This window comes from Nocardia sp. NRRL WC-3656, assembly GCF_000720265.1.
Classification (GTDB): domain Bacteria; phylum Actinomycetota; class Actinomycetes; order Mycobacteriales; family Mycobacteriaceae; genus Nocardia; species Nocardia nova.
In genome coordinates this window covers 117,878-135,106 of the sequence record NZ_JOJF01000009.1, presented here as the reverse complement: position 1 = coordinate 135,106, position 17,229 = coordinate 117,878, and the positions used below count along the sequence as shown (strand labels likewise).

The 17,229-nt window shown below is 69.6% G+C and carries 18 protein-coding genes, 1 other RNA gene and 1 pseudogene; 9 read left to right on the top strand and 11 right to left on the bottom strand.

Annotated features, from left to right (window positions below; all coding sequences use genetic code 11):
* Window positions 1–18: 18 nt before the first annotated feature.
* Window positions 19–947, bottom strand: a pseudogene (sigJ, locus tag IG65_RS34690) (RNA polymerase sigma factor SigJ).
* Between the two features lie 107 nt (window positions 948–1,054).
* Here sigJ and IG65_RS0114160 point away from each other — a divergent pair.
* Window positions 1,055–2,152 (top strand): cobalamin biosynthesis protein, encoded by a 1,098-nt coding sequence (locus IG65_RS0114160; RefSeq protein WP_030515373.1) that lies wholly within the window; start codon window positions 1,055–1,057, stop codon window positions 2,150–2,152.
* On the opposite strand, the gene IG65_RS0114155 is transcribed toward IG65_RS0114160, so the two are convergent.
* The 3 genes from IG65_RS0114155 to IG65_RS39090 form a co-directional block, all read right to left on the bottom strand.
* Window positions 2,126–2,542 carry an ester cyclase gene (locus tag IG65_RS0114155; RefSeq protein WP_030515372.1) on the bottom strand — a complete coding sequence of 139 codons (417 nt, stop codon included), beginning with the start codon at window positions 2,540–2,542 and terminating at the stop codon, window positions 2,126–2,128. The genes IG65_RS0114160 and IG65_RS0114155 overlap by 27 nt on opposite strands.
* A 97-nt stretch (window positions 2,543–2,639) precedes the next feature.
* Window positions 2,640–3,668, bottom strand: a complete 1,029-nt coding sequence (locus tag IG65_RS0114150; protein WP_081879477.1) for an SURF1 family cytochrome oxidase biogenesis protein — start codon at window positions 3,666–3,668, stop codon at window positions 2,640–2,642.
* Window positions 3,665–4,159 (bottom strand): low molecular weight protein-tyrosine-phosphatase, encoded by a 495-nt coding sequence (locus IG65_RS39090; RefSeq protein WP_030515370.1) that lies wholly within the window; start codon window positions 4,157–4,159, stop codon window positions 3,665–3,667. The genes IG65_RS0114150 and IG65_RS39090 overlap by 4 nt, the downstream gene beginning before the upstream one ends.
* Before the next feature lie 289 nt (window positions 4,160–4,448).
* On the opposite strand from IG65_RS39090, the gene cobC reads away from it, so the two are divergent.
* Entirely contained in the window at window positions 4,449–5,477 is a 1,029-nt protein-coding gene (gene cobC, locus IG65_RS0114140) for an Rv2231c family pyridoxal phosphate-dependent protein CobC (RefSeq protein WP_030515369.1), read from the top strand.
* A 93-nt stretch (window positions 5,478–5,570) separates the two neighbouring features.
* On the top strand, window positions 5,571–6,713 hold the full coding sequence (locus IG65_RS0114135; protein WP_030515368.1) for a Nif3-like dinuclear metal center hexameric protein: 1,143 nt from the start codon (window positions 5,571–5,573) through the stop codon (window positions 6,711–6,713).
* Window positions 6,714–6,841: 128 nt separating this feature from the next.
* On the opposite strand, the gene IG65_RS0114130 is transcribed toward IG65_RS0114135, so the two are convergent.
* Complete coding sequence (locus IG65_RS0114130; protein WP_030515367.1) at window positions 6,842–7,285, bottom strand: OsmC family protein; 444 nt, start codon at window positions 7,283–7,285, stop codon at window positions 6,842–6,844.
* Between the two features lie 232 nt (window positions 7,286–7,517).
* Here IG65_RS0114130 and IG65_RS0114125 point away from each other — a divergent pair, with 232 nt between their 5' ends.
* Window positions 7,518–8,255 carry a zinc ribbon domain-containing protein gene (locus IG65_RS0114125; protein ID WP_030515366.1) on the top strand — a complete coding sequence of 246 codons (738 nt, stop codon included), beginning with the start codon at window positions 7,518–7,520 and terminating at the stop codon, window positions 8,253–8,255.
* Window positions 8,256–8,265: 10 nt separating this feature from the next.
* Entirely contained in the window at window positions 8,266–9,507 is a 1,242-nt protein-coding gene (locus IG65_RS0114120; RefSeq protein WP_030515365.1) for a bifunctional RNase H/acid phosphatase, read from the top strand.
* A gap of 17 nt (window positions 9,508–9,524) precedes the next feature.
* Here the strand turns inward: IG65_RS0114120 and IG65_RS0114115 are convergent, their stop codons facing one another.
* Window positions 9,525–10,412, bottom strand: coding sequence for an alpha/beta hydrolase (locus tag IG65_RS0114115; RefSeq protein ID WP_030515364.1), 888 nt, complete (start codon window positions 10,410–10,412; stop codon window positions 9,525–9,527).
* Between the two features lie 62 nt (window positions 10,413–10,474).
* A complete protein-coding gene (locus IG65_RS0114110) occupies window positions 10,475–11,638 on the bottom strand; it encodes a lactate 2-monooxygenase (RefSeq protein WP_030515363.1) in 1,164 nt (387 codons plus the stop codon).
* Between the two features lie 209 nt (window positions 11,639–11,847).
* Between IG65_RS0114110 and rnpB the strand changes: the two genes are divergently transcribed.
* Together rnpB and IG65_RS0114105 are read left to right on the top strand one after the other, a co-directional pair.
* Window positions 11,848–12,265: RNase P RNA component class A (gene rnpB / locus IG65_RS35890), an RNA gene on the top strand.
* 32 nt (window positions 12,266–12,297) lie between these two features.
* Entirely contained in the window at window positions 12,298–12,603 is a 306-nt protein-coding gene (locus IG65_RS0114105; RefSeq protein ID WP_030515362.1) for a putative quinol monooxygenase, read from the top strand.
* Window positions 12,604–12,617: 14 nt separating this feature from the next.
* Here IG65_RS0114105 and IG65_RS0114100 read toward each other — a convergent pair whose 3' ends face one another.
* The 3 genes from IG65_RS0114100 to IG65_RS0114090 all read right to left on the bottom strand — a co-directional run bounded on the left by IG65_RS0114100 (window position 12,618) and on the right by IG65_RS0114090 (window position 14,232).
* Window positions 12,618–12,890: a Clp protease N-terminal domain-containing protein gene (locus IG65_RS0114100; protein ID WP_030515361.1), complete on the bottom strand. Its 273-nt coding sequence runs from the start codon at window positions 12,888–12,890 to the stop codon at window positions 12,618–12,620.
* 74 nt (window positions 12,891–12,964) lie between these two features.
* Window positions 12,965–13,363, bottom strand: a complete 399-nt coding sequence (locus tag IG65_RS0114095) for a nuclear transport factor 2 family protein (protein WP_030515360.1) — start codon at window positions 13,361–13,363, stop codon at window positions 12,965–12,967.
* 35 nt (window positions 13,364–13,398) lie between these two features.
* Window positions 13,399–14,232 (bottom strand): oxidoreductase, encoded by an 834-nt coding sequence (locus IG65_RS0114090; RefSeq protein WP_030515359.1) that lies wholly within the window; start codon window positions 14,230–14,232, stop codon window positions 13,399–13,401.
* Window positions 14,233–15,041: 809 nt separating this feature from the next.
* Here IG65_RS0114090 and IG65_RS0114075 point away from each other — a divergent pair.
* On the top strand, window positions 15,042–15,374 hold the full coding sequence (locus IG65_RS0114075) for a hypothetical protein (RefSeq protein ID WP_030515358.1): 333 nt from the start codon (window positions 15,042–15,044) through the stop codon (window positions 15,372–15,374).
* 15 nt (window positions 15,375–15,389) lie between these two features.
* On the top strand, window positions 15,390–16,832 hold the full coding sequence (locus IG65_RS0114070) for an RNB domain-containing ribonuclease (RefSeq protein WP_030515357.1): 1,443 nt from the start codon (window positions 15,390–15,392) through the stop codon (window positions 16,830–16,832).
* Here the strand turns inward: IG65_RS0114070 and IG65_RS0114065 are convergent.
* The gene (locus IG65_RS0114065) at window positions 16,813–17,220 is read right to left on the bottom strand and encodes a MerR family transcriptional regulator (protein WP_051755964.1); all 408 of its coding nucleotides are present in this window, start codon (window positions 17,218–17,220) and stop codon (window positions 16,813–16,815) included. The genes IG65_RS0114070 and IG65_RS0114065 overlap by 20 nt on opposite strands.
* Window positions 17,221–17,229 lie beyond the last annotated feature (9 nt).

The following is a 17,229-nucleotide window of genomic DNA, read 5'->3' as shown; positions in this document are numbered from 1 at the left end:
GCCGCGCCGCGCGAACTCTCACATCGTCCAATCCGGTTCGCCCTCGGGCAGATCGTGCAGCTTCTCCGGATTGCGGACGATCGCGATCGAGGTGATGCGGTCCTGTTCGACGGTGAAGGCCATGATCCCCAGATGGTTGCCGTCGAAGACCATGAGGCCCGGCAGACCGTTGACCTGAACCATGCGCGCCCAAGCCCCGGTTCCGGCGCGGTACCAGCCGAAGTACAGCTTGGCCACCAGCTCGGCGCCCTGCACCGGCTGCCGGATCGCGGGCACACGGCCGCCACCGTCGGCGGTCAGGGTGACGTTCTCGTCGAGCACACCGAGCAGGCCGCTCAGATCGCCCGACCGCCAGGCCGCGGAGAAGGCCGAAACCACCTTCTCGTGTTCGTCGCGGGAGGCCGGGAAGCGCGGGGTGCCGTCCTCGACGTGCTTGCGGGCGCGGGAGGCGAGCTGGCGGACGGCGGCGGGGGTGCGGCCCACCACGTCGGCGACCTCGGGACCGGTCATGCCGAAGATGTCCTGCAGCACGAAGGCGGTGCGTTCGGCGGGCGAGAGCGATTCGAGGACCACCAGCAGGGCGGTGGTGACGCGCTCGTCCTGCGAGATGCGGTCGGCCGGGTCGTCCCAGCTGGTGACCTCCGGCTCCGGCAGCCACTCGCCGACGTATTGCTCGCGGCGCGCCCGGCCGAACCCAGCTGATCCAGCGCGAGGCGGCCGGTGACGGTGGTCAGCCAGGCGCGCAGATTGTCGATTCGCTCACCGGGAGAACGGGTTTCGTACCAGCGTTGCAGCCGCAGCCACGCCTCCTGCACGACGTCGTCGGCATCGCTGAGGCTGCCCAGCGTGCTGTAGGCCACGCGGCGCAGATACTGGCGATGCTCCTCGAACCGGCGTGCCAGTTCGGTCTGGTCGATATCGTCGTGTCCGGTCGTCACAGCTGCCATCCTCGTCTCGCCGCGCGCGCCCGCCGCGCGGGTGCCTCCTCATGGTGACGATGCCGCCGGGCCGAGTGTGACATCGGGGTGCCGGAGGGGGCCGATAGTCTCGCCCGGTGCGATATGGAACGGCGCGGGCCGCGGGACTGCTGATCGGATTCGCGGTGGATCGGATTTTCGGTGATCCGCGGCGAGGACATCCGGTGGCGCTGTTCGGGACGGCGGCCGCCGCGGTGGAATCGGCCGGATATCGCGATGCGCGTGCCGCCGGGGTCGTGCACGAGATTGTGTTGGTGGGTGGGGTCGTCGCCCTGAGTGCGGGCGCGGAGATCGCTGCCCGGCCGTCGGGAGATGGGCGCGGCGTGGCGGTGTCGGCACGGCGGAATCGGCGCGGCGGCGTGGCCGGGGGCAGGCGAGGCGGGTGCGCCGGTGCCCCCACGGCGGTGGTGCAGGGGCGCCCCGGTCGTCACGCGGGGCTCGGCACCATCGTGATCACCGCGGTCGGCACGTGGATCGCGCTCGGCGGCACCACGCTCGCCCGGACCGGACGCGAGATGGCGGATCGGCTGGAGGCGGGGGAGTTGACCGGTGCGCGGGAGGTGCTGCCCTCGCTGTGCGGACGCGATCCCGAAGCGCTCGACGCCGACGGATTGGCCCGTGCCGCAGTCGAATCCATTGCCGAGAACACCTCCGACGCCACCGTCGCGCCGCTGGTGTGGGGTGCGGTCGCGGGGGTACCGGGGCTGCTCGGCTACCGCGCGATCAACACGCTCGACGCGATGATCGGCTATCGCAACGAGCGCTACACCAACTTCGGCTGGGCCGCCGCGCGCGTCGACGATCTCGCGAATCTGCTGCCCGCGCGGGTGAGCGGGGTCCTCACCGTGATGCTCGCGCCGCTGGTGGGCGGTCGGCCCGGCGATGCGTGGCGCGCGTGGCGCCGCGACGCCGGGGCGCATCCGAGCCCCAATGCGGGCGTCGCCGAGGCCACGATGGCCGGAGCGCTGGGCGTCGCGCTGGGCGGTCGGACCGAGTATCGCCACGGGACCGAGATGCGGCCGGTGCTGGGCGACGGGCGGACGCCGCGGGTACCCGATCTGCGCCGGGCGGTGCGGTTGTCGAACGGAGTGCAGCCGGCGGCCGCGGTGGTGGCGGCCGTGACCGCGTACGCGCTCGGGCGCCGCCGATCAGCTCGCGCCGAGTTGCCGGAGTAGAGCGGCGGTGTCCAGGTATTGCCGGTCCTCGACCACCCTGAAGTCGGTGTCGAAGACCAGAACCTTGGCGTAGGCGATCTCGAACCGCCGGCCGGCCGCCGGCAGCAATGTCGCACCGGCGACGACGAAGTCGTCCACCGAGGTTGCGCGGCCGACCAATTCGGCGACCGCCGAGTTCGGTGCCGGATGCACCGCGCGAATGTCCTCGGCGTAATCCGGGAAGGCCCTGAACCAGGCGCGGCTCCAATCCAAGGTCCCCGCGAGATCCAGTCGCAGGCCGGTACCGGTGTCGAATGCGTAATCGGGGGCGCAGGTCGCCGCCCAGGCATCCCACTGCTGCCGAGTCCACGATCGCTGCACGGTGTCGTAGGCCTGCCGGATGGCGTTCATCCCGTTCTCCGCTCGTATCGAAATCTAGCTATATTAATCTATAGCCAAATAGGTCGATCGAGCCAGTTGTGAAGCGGGCCGATTCTGCGGGATCCGGTCAGCTGCGGGCGTTGCCGTAGCGGTCGGCGAGGCGGTCCGCGGTGGTGCGTGGTTTCGCGGGGGCCGGTGGCTCGTCCGGTGTGGAGGTGGTCTCGGGCTGGGCCTTCGGAGCCGGGTCCGATAGGGCGGAGGCCGCAGCGGTGCTCGTGCCTTCGGCTGATTCGGCAGCGGGTGATCCGGCGGTGCTCATGGCCGGGACCTGCTCACTCGGGGTGGCCGTCGCCGCCTCGGCAGCGGCACGGTCGCGGCGGCGTTCGCGGATTTCGGCATAGACGAAGTAGCCGAGACCGAGCGGGGCCATCACACCGAACGCGATCCACTGCAGCCCGTACGAGAGATACGGGCCCGCGTCGAGCTGGGGGAGTGACTCGGGGGTGAAGGCGCCGGGCTGGCCGGCGTCCAATTGCAGATAGCCGCCGTGCTCACCGGTGGCGAAGCCGGTCAGCGGCGTGCGCAGAACCGTGGAGAGCTGAGCGGTGTCGACCGAGTACACCTGGCGGAGGCCGTCACGGACCATCGGATCCTTGCCGGGGACGGCGCCCTCGGATTTCCGGACCCGTCCCTCGATGTGCTGGGTACCCGAGGGCGGCTCCGCGATCACCGGCAGATCCGAACCGTTCACCGCCGCGATCAGGCCGCGATCGACGAGCACGACCCGGCCGTCGTCGAGCCGGAAGGCCGCCAGCACTCCGTAGGCGGGCTGATCGTTGAGCCGCTGCAATCGCTCGACCACCATCGAATTCGGCACATAGCTACCGGTCGCGACCACCCGCCGCCATTCGGTGTCGGCCGGATTCGTCCCGGCCGGTGGCGTGCCCTCGCCCGTGTTCAGCAGGTTCTTCGCCGGGACCGGGTCGGCGTTGACCGAGGCCGCGATCAGGTTGTTGCGATGGGACGTCGAGGTGTTCTTGCCCAGCTGCCAGGGCGCGAGCACGGTGAAACACAGGTAGGCGAACGCGACCACGACGACCGCCAGAATCGCCCAGCTGGGCCGCAGGAGGAAGGTGAGCCGGCGCAGGATGTTCATTGCCGCGGTCCGGTCGTCGCGGGTTCGCCGAGTTGTTCGCGCACCCAGGCCAGCAGCGCGGGAACGGCTGCCTCGATCTGCTCGCGCACGAGTTCGAAATCGGTGTCGTCGCCGTAGTAGGGGTCGGGGACGTCGTGATCGTCGGCGTCCGGATCGAAGCTGCGCAGCAGTCGCCGGCGCGCTTCCGGGATCCGCAACCGGGTCAGTTCGCGATCGTGGTTGGAATCCAGGGCGACCAGCAGATCGGCGTCGAGATGATCGGGGCCGATCATGGCCGCGACGTGCCCGATCGGATATCCGTGGCGGGTGAGCAGAGCGGTGGTTCGCGGGTCGGCGTCCGAGCCGACGTGCCAGGCGGTGGTGCCGGCGCTGCTCACGCGCACCCGATCGGCCAGTCCGGCGCGTTCCAGATGCGCGGCGAAGATCTTCTCGGCCATCGGCGACCGGCAGATATTGCCGGTGCAGATGAAGGTCACGTGCAGCTCGCCCACGCACCCATTGTGGCCGGTCGGTGCGGGCGGCGGCCACGTAGGGTAGGTGGCTGTGCCCGAGGACACCCCCACGACCGCCGGCACGCGGTCGCACGCAGGCCCGAGCCGCCCGAGCGATACGCGTCCGGGCGGAGCAGCCGAGGCGGATGCGACGCGTGCGGGTTTCGCCGTAGGCGCCGCCGGGGGCATCGGCGGCGTGCGGGCGCCCGGAGGTCCCGAAGTCGGCGGTGCCCGATCGACCGATGCGGAGTCCGGCGGTGCTGGGTTCGGCGCTGCTGGGTTCGGTGGTGTGCAGGTCGACCGTTCGGCGTTGCGGCATCACGGGGACCGCGATGTGCTGCCGGGGATGCTCGACTTCGCGGTGAATGTGCGGGGCGAGGCGCCACCGGAGTGGCTGCTGCGGCGGCTGGCCGCGCGACTGCCCGAGCTGGGGCGGTACCCGTCCGAGGCCGAGGCCGAAGCGGTGCGCGCGATCGTGGCGGCACGGCACGGCCGCGCGCCCGAGGAGGTGTTGCTGCTCGCCGGAGCCGCGGAGGGGTTCGCGCTGGTGCCGCGGCTGGCATCGCGGCTGGCGGCCGTCATCCATCCGTCGTTCACCGAACCGGAACTCGCTCTGCGCGAGGCCGATGTTCCGGTCACCCGGGTGGTGCTGGCACCGCCCTACGAGCTGGCCGGGGCGCGGGTCCCCGAGGATGCCGATCTGGTGGTCCTCGGCAATCCGACCAACCCGACCTCGGTGCTGCATCCTCGCGCGGTGATCGAATCGCTGCGCCGGCCGGGTCGCCTCGTGGTGGTCGACGAGGCCTTCGCCGATGCGGTGCCCGGTGAGCCGGAAACACTTGCGGGACAGTCTTATCCGGACGTTCTGGTATTGCGCAGCCTCACCAAGACGTGGGCGCTGGCCGGATTGCGCTGCGGATATCTGCTGGGTCCGCCCGAATTGCTGACCCGGTTGAACCACGGTCGCCCGCATTGGCCGCTCGGCACGTTGCAGCTCGAGGCGATCGCGGCGACCTGCGAAGCGCACGCGATCGCCGAAGCCGAGGCGAGCGCGATCCGGATCGTGGCCGAGCGAGAGGCGATGATTCCCCGCCTGCGCGCCCTCGGCATCGAGGTGCGCGAACCGGCCGCGGGTCCTTTCCTGCTGATCCGCGTGCCCGACGGTGAGCTGCTGCGGAAACATCTGGCGGACAGAGATATCGGTGTCCGGCGGGGTGACACCTTTCCGGGGCTCGACGGTGAATTCTTACGCCTGGCGGTCCGCGACAGCGACGCTGTCGATCGTTTGGTCGCCGCGATCGAGGCCGTCGGCCTGTGAGGATTCGCGCTCGGGGCACGCGGCGCGGTCCGGCCCGGTAGGCGGCATCGGAGTGGATAATGTCCGGAACGGCGAAACGGTGGAGGTGCGGTGGTGACAGCGACGAATTCTGTTGTGACGCTGAAGGACTTGATCCGAGTCCTCGACGACGCGTATCCGCCCCGGCTGGCGGAGTCCTGGGACTCGGTGGGGCTGGTGTGCGGTGATCCCGCTGCCTCGGTATCTCGGGTGCTGTTCGCGGTGGACGCCACCGCCGCCGTCGTCGACGAGGCGATCGATTGGGGCGCACAGGCTTTGGTCGTGCACCATCCGCTGCTGCTGCGCGGCGTCGACACCGTGGCCGCGAGTACGCCGAAGGGCGCGCTGCTGCATCGGCTGATCCGCAACGACTGTGCGCTGTTCACCGCGCACACCAATGCCGATTCGGCCGATCCCGGAGTGTCCGATGCCCTCGCCCACATGCTCGGGTTGACGGTGACCGGGCCGCTGGAGCAGAAATCGGCGGCGCCGGTGGACACCTGGGTGGTGTTCATCCCGCGCGCCCACACCGATGCGGTGCTGGCGGCGATGTTCGAGGCAGGCGCGGGGGGCGCCGGGTTCTATCGCGAATGCGGCTGGCGGGTACCGGGAACCGGGCAGTTCCGGCCGATGGCGGGGGCGAATCCGGCGATCGGTCAGGTCGGCGACCTGGAGTTCGTCGAGGAGGACCGCGTCGAGGTGGTGGCGCCGCCGTCGGCCCGCCCCGCGGTGCTGGCCGCGCTGCGTGCCGCCCACCCCTACGAGGAACCGGCCTTCGACGTCACCGAACGCGCGGCCCTGCCGTCGGGACGAGGTCTGGGACGCATCGGCACCCTGCCGGAACCGGAAACGTTGCGCGCCTTCACCGCTCGCGTGCGCGCCGCCCTGCCCGGTACCGCCTGGGGTGTTCGGGCCGCCGGCGATCCCGACCGGGAAATCCGCACCGTCGCGGTCTGTGGTGGCGCGGGCGATTCCTTTCTCGGCACGGTCGCGAAGCTCGGCGTCGACGCCTACGTCACCGCCGACCTGCGCCACCATCCCGCCGATGAACATCTGCGCGCGGGCGGTCCGGCACTCGTCGACGTCGCCCATTGGGCCAGCGAATTCCCCTGGTGCGCCCAAGCGGAAAATGTTGTGCGGGAAGCGCTTCCGGGCGTGCAAACCCGGGTCAGTACCCTCCGCACCGACCCGTGGACGCTCGGCGCCGCCGACGACTGACGTAAGCAACGGTCGCACAGGGTCGGTTCGGTGGCGAGCCGGCCGGCTGTGTCACTTTCGGGCGGCACAGGGACGAGCGGCGCGAGGTCGGCCCGGGCGTTCTCCCGCGACCGTGGACGGGCGCGAATTCACTCCGTCCGGATGTCCGGCTCGTGGTCGACGGGGAAATTGACCGAGTTGGCGATGAAGCAGCGCTTGTGCGCCTCCGTGTGGAGTGCGCGCGCCTGCTCGACCCGAGCGGCATCGGTGATGGTGACGCGGGGTCGCAGGGTGACATGTTCGAAGCGCTGGTCGTTCATCACGCCTTCGGCCTCGTCGAGATAGTCGATCACGACGATTCCGGCCTCGACGCACAGATGCAGGTACCAGAGCAGGTGGCATTCCGAGAGCGAGGCGACCAGGAGCTGCTCGGGATTCCAGCGCGTCGCGTCGCCCCGTCCGACGACCGGGTCCGCCGAGCCCGGCAGGGGCGGCCGCCCTTCGGCGAGCACCTCGTGATTGCGCGAATACGAGCGATAGTCGGTGGTGGCGCCGGTCCACACCACATCCACGCGATAGCGATGTTCGGCCATCCGGTCAGAGTGTCACAGTCGCGGCGGCGCCGCACTCGAGTTGTTCGTGTGCCGGCGGACCGGCGCCCGGGGCACAGGCAGCAGGTCTCGACCGCGTATCCGGTGGTCGCGGGCGGGCCGTGCGGGGTTGGGGCGAAACCGGCCGCGGGCAGAGTACGGTTGAGCACCGGCGTCGCGCACCCGCTGCCCGTCGCCCCGCAACCGTCCATAGTGTCGAGGAGTACGTCCCGCGTTGAATGTCGAACCACCGATCCAGGCCAAACTGCTCGACCTCGCGGCCGTCGACGCCGAGTTGACGCGGATCGCGCATCGCCGCAAGGTGCTGCCCGAACAGCAGGAAGTGCAGCGGCTGGAAGCCGAACGCACCGATCGCAAGGATGCGGCGGTCAAGGTCGAGATCCAGCTCGACGATCTCGACCGCGACATTCGCAAACTCGAGGGCGAGATCGACGCCGTGCGCAAACGCGAGGCGCGCGACCGCGGCATGCTCGAGGGTGGCAACGTCGGCGCCAAGCAGCTCTCGGAGTTGCAGCACGAACTGGGCAGCCTGGAACGCCGGCGCGGGGTGCTGGAGGACGAACTGCTCGAGGTGATGGAGCGGCGCGAGGCGGCCGAGGCCGATCACCAGCACGCGGGCGCCAACCTGTCGCGCGCCGAGGAGGATCTGACCCTCGCGCAGAGCCGGCGCGACGACGCGGTCGCCGACCTGGATGTGGCCGCGCAGCGTTGCGACGCCGACCGTGAACAGCTGCTCGCCGGATTCCCGGACGAATTGCTCGCGATCTACGACAAGCAGCGCGCCCAGCACGGTGTCGGCGCGGCGCTGTTGCAGGCTCGCCGGTGCGGCGCCTGCCGCATCGAACTCGACCGAGGTGAGATCGCCCGGATCGCCAAGACCGATCCGCAGGTCGTGGTCCGCTGCCCCGAATGTGGTGCGATCCTGGTGCGCACCAAGCAATCCGGATTGTGACGGGCGCGCGATGACGGTACGCAGCGTGATCGTGGAGGCCGACGGCGGTTCGCGAGGCAATCCGGGCCCGGCCGGTTACGGCGCGGTGATCTGGGATTCCGACCACGCCACGATCCTCGCCGAACGTCGCGAATACCTCGGCGTCACCACGAACAACGTCGCCGAATACCGCGGTCTCATCGCGGGCTTGGCGGCCGCGGCGGAACTGGGCGCGCGCACCGCCGAGGTGCGGATGGATTCCAAACTCGTCGTCGAGCAGATGTCGGGACGCTGGAAGGTCAAGCACGCGGCCATGATTCCGCTCGCCGAACGAGCCCGGCAGCTGGTCGCGGGCTTCGATCGAGTGGGCTTCCAATGGATTCCGCGCGAGCAGAATTCGCATGCCGATCGGCTCGCCAACGAGGCCATGGACGATGCGGTGGTGGTCGCGGAGGTGCGCGAAGCCGATACCGAGCGCCCGGTGATCGACAGCGTGGCCGAACCGGAATCGGCTGCGCAGGAATCGGTGTCGGCGCGCGGCGTCGAGGCGGAGCTGCCGAGCTGGATCGACGACGCGGCCGACGCCCGTGCCGCGCACGAGGACCCGGTCGTGCAGGAGACGGCCCCGGCGACAACCGGTCCGGGCTGGACCGGCGCCCGCGGGCGGCCGACCCGGCTGTTGCTGCTGCGTCACGGCCAAACCGAATTGTCCGTGGAGCGACGGTATTCCGGCCGCGGTAATCCGGACCTCACCGCACTCGGCCGGGAACAGGCCGCCCGCGCCGCGAAATATCTCGCCGCGAAGGGGGACATCGCCGCGGTCGTCACCTCGCCGCTGGGCCGGGCCCGCGAAACCGCGCAGGCCGCGGCCCAGGCCCTCGACGTCCCGGTGCGGGTTCTGGACGCGCTGACCGAAACCGATTTCGGCGAATGGGAAGGCCTCACGTTCACCGAAGCGGCACAACGGGATCCGGACCTGCATCAGCGCTGGCTCGGTGATCCGTCGCTGCCCGCCCCGGGCGGCGAGAGCTTCGCCCAGGTGCGCGAACGCGTCGAGGCGGTGCGTCGCGATCTGCTCGCGCTGTATCCGGGACAGAACGTCGCCGTGGTCAGCCACGTGACGCCGATCAAGACGCTGCTGCAATTGGCCCTGGAAGTCGGCCCGTCGCTGTTGTATCGGCTGCATCTGGATCTGGCGTCGCTGTCGATCGCCGAGTTCTATCCCGACGGCGGATCGTCGGTGCGGTTGATCAACGACACCTCGTATCTCTGAACGCCGGTCGGCGGCGGTCAGGGACGCAGGACCGACACCAGGAACTCGGTCTGGTCGTAGACGGCCTTCTCGAACCAGTCGTCGAAGTAGATGTCGAAGTGCCCGATCGGATATCGCTTCACGATGCCGTGTTTGGTGCGTTCGGCGGCCTTGAGCGTCGGACCCACCGGCGCCACCGAATCGTTGTCGCACACCGCGTACAGCACCGGTACCTTGATGCCCTTGGTACGCCGCCACGGTGAATCGAACAGCACCGACATACCCACGCGGGCAGCGACTTTCGGCTGGTACTGCGCGCTCTCCTCAGCGAGGCGGCCGAAACCCTCGGGCACGTCGGAGGCGCTCATCAACGCCGCCGAACGCTTGCGCCCGGCCAGTCGCACCCCCACCGGCTTGCGGCGGATCGGGCCCACCAGGATGTCGATGAGCGCGAGGGTGCCGGTCTTGGTGAGGCTGATCGGCCCCTTCGTCATCGCCGAGGACCAGCCGCTGGTGAACGGGCACTGTGCCACGACTGCGGCCAGATAGTCGTCCTCGTGGGCGATGGACAGCACGTGCCCGCCGCCGAAGGAGCTGCCCCACAACGCGATTCGGGTCGCGTCGAAGCCCTTGAGGGTGCGCGCGAAGGCGATCGCGGCGCGCCAGTCGTCGCGCTGGCGGGCGATGTTGATCAGCTGGCGCGGTTCACCACCGCTGGCCCCGAAATGCCGGTAGTCGAAGACCAGCACGCCCATTCCGGCCGCGGCGAACCGGCGTGCGTAGCGATCCAGACCCATTTCCCGGTTCGCGCCCAGCCCGTGCCCCATGATGACCAGCGGACGCGGTTTGGGCGGGCCGTCCGGAAGATAGAGCCACGCTGCACACTGTTCGCTTCCCGAACCGAACCCCACCTCGACACGCTCCATGGGCGAATACCGTACTGGGTCGCGTGCCCGGCCGCAGACGTGGATCCCCGCTCAGGGCACGATTACGGGTGCACGGAACGCAAACATTCGCGAGTCAGATCCTTCAGTGCCGGATAGCCGTCGACCGCCATGATCAGGTCCGCTTCCGCCAGCAGACTGCGCAGGACGTGCACGATTCCGTCCACCCCGCCGAGCGCCAGGCCGTAGGCGTAGGGCCGGCCCACTCCGACCGCCGTGGCGCCGAGCGCGAGCGCCTTGACGACGTCTGCGCCGCTGCGAATTCCGGAGTCGAACAGCACCGGCAGACCCTCGGCCGCGGCGACGACCTCGGGCAACATGTCGAGCGCGGGCAGTCCGCCATTGGCCTGGCGCCCACCGTGATTCGAGCAGTAGATGCCGTCCACGCCACCGTCGCGGGCCCGGCGCACATCGTCGGGATGGCAGATTCCCTTGACGATCAAAGGCAGCTCCGTGAGGGAGCGCAGCCAGGCCAGATCCTCCCAGCGCAGCGGGTTGCCGAACAGTTGCACCCACCGCAGCACCGCACTCATCGGATCCTCCTCCGGTGAGCGCTGCAGACCGGAGCGGAAGACCGGATCGGTGAAGTAGTTGGCGAGGCAGTGTCCGCGCAGCTGCGGGAAGTTTCCGGTGGACAGGTCGCGCGGCCGCCAGCCGGTGATCCAGGTGTCGAGGGTGACGACGATGCCCTTGTACCCGGCCTGCTCCGCGCGGTGCACCAGGCTGGCCGCGAGATCGCGGTCGGTGGGGGTGTAGAGCTGGAAAAAGCCCGGGGTGTCACCGAATTCGGCGGCGACATCCTCGAGCGGATCGACGGTGAGGGTCGAGGCGACCATCGGCACGCCGGTGCGGGCGGCGGCGCGGGCGGTCGCCAGATCGCCGTGGCCGTCCTGGGCGCAGAGGCCGATCACGCCGACAGGAGCCATGAAAAGCGGTGTGGGAAGCGTCATTCCGAACAGATCGACCGACAGGTCGCGCTCCTTCGCGCCGACGAACATGCGGGGGATGAGCCCCCAGCGGTCGAAGGCGGTGACGTTGGCGCGCTGGGTGCGCTCGTCGCCCGCGCCGCCGGCCACATACGACCAGATCGAGGGCGGCATGGCGGCCTGCGCGCGCTGTTCGAGTTCGGCGAACGCGACCGGGTACTCCGGTACGACACCGCGCAGCCCCTGGAAGTAGATCTCGTTCTGGAAGTCGCCGAACCCCATGTGCGCTGCCCTTCTGTGCCGTCGGTTCGCTGTGGGGACGCGTTCCACGGCGAATGCGGCTTCACTGTATGCGTAACCTCCGGTACCGCGCCACGCCCGTCCCAGGGCGCGCCGCGCGACCGCCGCGGCCCCGATTCCCGGCCGAGCCCGGATGCCGGTGGCGGCCCGATGTGCGCTCGGCGCCGCTCGCACGGCACAATGGTGCGCGACGAGTCGGTCGGGCGACCGCGTCGACGGGAACGGGCACGGTTGTGCCGCCGCCCGTCGCCGAGGAAAGTCCGGACTCCACAGAGCAGGGCGGTTGTTAACGGCAACCCGGGGTGACCCGCGGGACAGTGCCACAGAAAACAGACCGCCGGCGGTCTCTCCGGAGGTACGCCGGTAAGGGTGAAACGGTGCGGTAAGAGCGCACCAGCGCCCCGGGTGACCGGGGCGGCTCGGTAAACCCCGCCCGGAGCAAGGTCGAAGGCCGCATTCTCGCGAGTGCGGCTGCGCAGGTGCCCGAGGGCTGCTCGCCCGAGCCTGCGGGTTGACTGCTCGAGGTGCCCGGTGACGGTGCACCCAGATGGATGGTCGCCTCCCGGTGCGAATCGGGAACAGGATCCGGCTTACAGACCGACTCGTCCCCTTCGGGGTTCGCGGCATGAGACCCTGGCCGCATGGATGCCACGCCTCGGCAGATCATCGTCACCGGCTACCTGCGGGTGGACCCGGCCGATCGGGATCGTTGTCTGGCGACCTGCGTCGAGGTGGTGAGCGCGGCTCGGAAGACTCCCGGATGCCTCGATTTCGCGTTGTTGGCCGACCTGATCGATACCGGCCGCATCAACATTCTGGAACGGTGGAGCGACCGCGCGGCGCTGGATGCTTTCCGCGGCGCGGGCGTGTCCGACGAGCAGGGTGCGATGATCCGGGAAGCGCGGGTCACCGAGTTCACGGCCGGCGACGAAACCTCACTGCGCTGACCGACCGCGCCCGGCTAGCGCGCGCAGCCCTCGCCGTTGTCCGGATGGTCGGTCGGGTTCGGGTACGGCCCGTTGCGCAGGGTTTCGTGCAAGGCGTCCGAGATCGCCGCCAGATTGGCGCCCGCACGGTGAAAGGCTTGGGCGACAGTGGAATTCGGGTCCTGCAGGCCGGCCAGGACGAGGTGTTCGGTGCCGAGGGCGGTATGGCCCGCCCGGCGCGCGATCGCCGAGGCATCGTCCAGCATTCGTCGCAGGGCGGGGGTGTGCGGTAGTGGTTCCGCGTTCATGCCTCCATGATCGCCCTCGCCGGCAACTTCGGAGCAATATTGGCATGTTCCGTGATCAGCGGAAGGGCGCCGGATCAGGGGTGCAGCGGTTTCCGCCGCGGGCGCACGATGCGGTGGGTGATCTTCCAGCCGGCGCCGATGCGCTGGATGGTGTCCTCGTAGGTGGCGCTGCCGACCGTACCGTCGGTCATGACGCCGAAACCCTTGGACAGGGCGCGGACGGTGCCGTCGGCGACCTCGTTGATGACGATGTTCGTGACGTGGTGGGCGACGGGGTTGTTGTCGCCCATCGCCAGCGCGGCGTCGCGGCAGGCGGGGATTCCGACCAGGACGCCGCCGCCCATGGCGCTGACGTCGTAGACGACGTCCTCGGCGAACAGGGCGGGCCAGCCGTCGAAATCGCCGTTGTCGGTCAGGTGGCCGTGCAGATTGATCAGATCGGTGATCGCGAAGTGGTCTTCCGCGGACAGCATGTCGGGTCCTCCGGCGGTCGAGGCGAGGGGAGTGGTCAGCGGAAGCCGGTGTCGGCGGCCCAGGGTTCGAGTTCGTCCAGATCAGCGAGGCGCTGAGTCAGGGTGGCGCGGATGCCGGCGAATGCCTCGGGGCCGAGCGGCAGCCGCAAGGGCGGCTCGTCCATGGCGACCGCGCGCAGCACGGCCGCGGCGGCGCGGGCCGGATCGCCGGGCTGGGCGCCGTCCTGGGCGTGAAAGCGTTCGCGTTCCTCGGCGAAGACCGGTGCGTATTCGGGCATCGATTCGGCCCACTGGATGGATCGCCCGGCGAAGTCGGTGCGGAACGGTCCCGGCTCCACGATGGTGACCTTGATGCCGAACGGCGCGACCTCGTACGACAATCCCTCCGAGAGTCCCTCGACCGCGAATTTGCTGAGTGCGTAAGGGGTTCCACCGAGACGGGCGCGCACGCCGCCGACCGAGGACAGCTGCACGATATGCCCGCTGCGCTGGGCCCGCATGAGCGGCAGTACCGCCTTCGTGACCGAGATCAGGCCCCAGACATTGGTTTCCATCAGTGCGCGCAGTTGCTCGTCGTCGCATTCCTCGAGCGCGCCGCGCAGTCCGTAACCGGCGTTGTTGACCAGAACGTCGATGCGGCCGAACCGAACTCGCGCCTCCTCGACCGCCGCGGTGATCGACGCCGGGTCGGTGACGTCCAGCTGCGCGACGAGCACCCGCTCCGGAGCACGATCTCGAAGTTCGGCAAGGGATTCGGTTTTGCGCGCGGTGGCGACCACGCTGCCGCCGTCGGCCAGCACCGCCTCCGCGATCGCGCGGCCGAAGCCGCTGCTGGTGCCGGTGATGAACCAGACGTGATCGGTGGTCATGGTGGAGGCCTCCTGTGTCGGATCGTCGTCGAAGCCGGGCCTTGCGACCGCATGCGGTGCCCGCGGCGAACCGCCGGCACCGGGTGCGGTCGCGCGGTGATCAGCCGGCGGGGTTGATCACCAGAATCTGGGCCCAGTAGGCCGCCTGCTCCGGACCGACGAGAGGCAGCAGGTAGTCGAAGACGATGGACGACATGCGGTGTGGAACTCCTTGTACTCGAGGAACTATTACTCGACGACTCTCGCCGCGCGGCGCACTCTCGTTACTGCACGGACCCCCGAATCCGTGGGTACGCCGTGGCCTGTCACCATCGGCAACAGTAACAGCGCGCTCGGACGGTCGCAGGCCCAGCGGAAAACGGACTCGACGGGGGGATTCGGCGTACGGTAGCGTCATCTGGACGTAGGTCCGACTCCTCGGAGTGATATCCGTTCGCTCTGAATGATTTGATATTTCTTTCCGGAATGATCCGGTTCGCGGGCTGTCGGTGTTCGCGCTCGCAACGATCCGTCGACCCCCGTTGCACGCACCGCAACCGTGTGGCCGCCGTCGTGGTGGCCGATCGCGAAATCGCAGGCACCGGAGCTTCGCGCGGTCCGCGCCCCGGTCGCCGCCCGGTCCGGACGGCGGGCGCATTCTCGGCAAATGCGGGCGAATCGGCTGGTCCCGGCGTGTCCCGCGCGACGAACCGCCCCGGAGTGGCCGGAACCGTGACCGACGTCATACAGTGTTGGCCGTTGGAAGTGTCGTTGCCGGGGGTGGTAGCGGCTATGGGTGCTACGAGTGTCGGAAAGCAGGTTCTGTATATATGCGAGTAGTTCGCAAGTTGGCGGCCGGTGCATTGATCGCCGCAGCTGCGTCGGGTGTGGCGGTGTTGGGCGCGGGATCGGCGTCCGCGGTCGCGGTCACTCCGCTGCCGGGTGGCGTCCAGGTGGACCTCAGCCCCGGTGACACCCAGTGGGTCCACCAGACCCATTTCGGCCAGTCGATCGCGGTGCTGCCGCACCCGTCGGCCGCCTCGTTCGGCCAGGCTCTCGATGCCGCGGCGACCCTGTCGTCGCAGTACCCCGACGGCCGCGTCGTCTTCACCGTGTACGGCCCGTTCGATCAGCTGAACGGCACCATGCTGGCGCTCAAGTAAGGTTCAGCGCCCCGCGTGGAACTGCATCCCAGGATCGTCTCGGCACCGGTGAATTTCGGTGTCGTGCGATCCGAATTCGGACTCGCCTCGGAATATCCGTCCGAGGCGGTCTCGGAGGCCCGCGACGCAGCCGATGCGTTCGCGGGCGTCCGGGCCGATCGCACCGACATCCCGTTCGTGACGATCGACCCACCCGGCGCCATGGATCTCGACCAGGCGCTGCATCTCGAACGCACCCCGACCGGATTCCTGCTGCACTACGCCATCGCCGATGTGGGCGCGGTGGTCGCGCCCGACGGGGCGCTCGCGCGGGAATCCCTCGCCCGGGGCCAAAGCTTCTATCTGCCCGACGGCACCGTGCCGCTGCATCCGCCGGTGCTCTCGGAAGGGTCGGCGAGTCTGCTGCCCGGCGCCGTTCGTCCCGCCGCGCTCTGGACCATCGACTGCGACGACAAGGCCGAGCCGCGACGCTTCTCGGTGCGGCGCGCCCTGGTTCGCTCCCGCGCCCGCCTCGACTATCCCGGCGTCCAGGCCGACGCCGACGCCGGTCGCTTGCATCCCTCGATCGCCGCACTGCCGGAATTCGGCCGCCTGCGGATCGAGGCCGGGCTGGCGCGCGGCGCGATCGAACTGCGGCTGCCCGCGCAATCGGTGATTCCCGACGGACGCGACCACGACACCGAACACTGGCAGCTGGCGGTCGAGCCGCGCACCGCCGCCGACGACTGGAACGAACAGGTCTCGCTGCTCACCGGCATCTGCGCGGCCCGAATCATGTTGGCCGACAACGATTCCGACGCCCGTATCGGATTGCTGCGCACGATGCCTGCGCCACCGGCCTCGGCGATCGCGTCGATGCGCCGCACCGCCGCCGCGCTCGGGGTGCGCTGGCCGGCGGGTATGCCGGTGGGGCGGATGCTGGCCGGCCTCGATCCCAACACCCCCGCCGCGCTGGTGCTGAACTCGGAGGCGACCAGCCTCCTGCGCGGCGCGTCCTACACCGTGCTCGACGGTCAAGCGCCGGATGTGTTGCAGCACAGTGGCATCGGCGCCGCCTACGCACACGTGACGGCGCCGCTGCGCCGCCTCGCCGACCGCTACGCCACCGAAATCTGCCTGGCTCGCTGCGCGGGCACCCCGGTGCCGCAGTGGGTTCGCGACGGGCTCGGCGCCGCCGCCGACGCGATGCGGCGCAGTGACGCGGTGGGCGGCAAACTCGAACGCGCGTGCATCGACCTCACCGAATCCACCGTGCTCGCATCACGTCTGGGCGACGTGTTCGAGGCGGTGGTCATCCGCGAGGGCAACGGCAACCGATCCGCCGAGATCTTCGTCGCCGATCCGCCGGTACTCGGCAAATGCGCCGGGGCACCGCCCGAAGGCCGGCGGGTGCGAGTGCGCCTGGACATCGCGAACCCGGATAAACGCGTGGTCGGTTTCAGCTTCCCGGCGGACTGACCCGTTGGTGGCCGGAAACGTGCTCCGGATCGAGCCACGGCATCCGGCTCACCAACTGATCCCGAAGGCGTGTCAGCCGGGCGATGCGCTCGTTCAGCTCCGCCACCCGTGGCGGTCCGACCACTGCATATCCCGAGGCGCAGCGTGGCTCGTAGGGAAAGACGTCGGGAAGCTCCCGGTCCAGATAGGGAGCGAAGGCGCGCACGTCCTCGACGGTGAATCCGAGTTGAAGCAATTCCCGTATGTTCCGTACCCGGGCCACCGCCTCCTCCTCGTATTCCCGGTATCCCGCGGCGGTGCGCCCGGAGGTGAGTAGTCCCTGTTCCTCGTAGAAGCGCAGCGCCCGAGTAGTGACTCCGGTGCGGGCCGCCAGTTCGCCGATCAACATGCCGCGTAT

Excerpts from the sequence above, each read along its gene's own strand:
- IG65_RS0114155 (WP_030515372.1), bottom strand. The coding sequence starts at position 2,542 with ATGAACGCCATCCGGCAGGCCTACGACACCGTGCAGCGATCGTGGACT.
- IG65_RS0114150 (WP_081879477.1), bottom strand. The coding sequence starts at position 3,668 with ATGAACATCCTGCGCCGGCTCACCTTCCTCCTGCGGCCCAGCTGGGCG.
- IG65_RS0114130 (WP_030515367.1), bottom strand. The coding sequence starts at position 7,285 with ATGGCCGAACATCGCTATCGCGTGGATGTGGTGTGGACCGGCGCCACC.
- IG65_RS0114120 (WP_030515365.1), top strand. The coding sequence starts at position 8,266 with ATGACGGTACGCAGCGTGATCGTGGAGGCCGACGGCGGTTCGCGAGGC.
- IG65_RS0114115 (WP_030515364.1), bottom strand. The coding sequence starts at position 10,412 with ATGGAGCGTGTCGAGGTGGGGTTCGGTTCGGGAAGCGAACAGTGTGCA.
- IG65_RS0114110 (WP_030515363.1), bottom strand. The coding sequence starts at position 11,638 with ATGGGGTTCGGCGACTTCCAGAACGAGATCTACTTCCAGGGGCTGCGC.
- IG65_RS0114105 (WP_030515362.1), top strand. The coding sequence starts at position 12,298 with ATGGATGCCACGCCTCGGCAGATCATCGTCACCGGCTACCTGCGGGTG.
- IG65_RS0114100 (WP_030515361.1), bottom strand. The coding sequence starts at position 12,890 with ATGAACGCGGAACCACTACCGCACACCCCCGCCCTGCGACGAATGCTG.
- IG65_RS0114095 (WP_030515360.1), bottom strand. The coding sequence starts at position 13,363 with ATGCTGTCCGCGGAAGACCACTTCGCGATCACCGATCTGATCAATCTG.
- IG65_RS0114090 (WP_030515359.1), bottom strand. The coding sequence starts at position 14,232 with ATGACCACCGATCACGTCTGGTTCATCACCGGCACCAGCAGCGGCTTC.
- IG65_RS0114075 (WP_030515358.1), top strand. The coding sequence starts at position 15,042 with ATGCGAGTAGTTCGCAAGTTGGCGGCCGGTGCATTGATCGCCGCAGCT.
- IG65_RS0114065 (WP_051755964.1), bottom strand. The coding sequence starts at position 17,220 with ATGTTGATCGGCGAACTGGCGGCCCGCACCGGAGTCACTACTCGGGCG.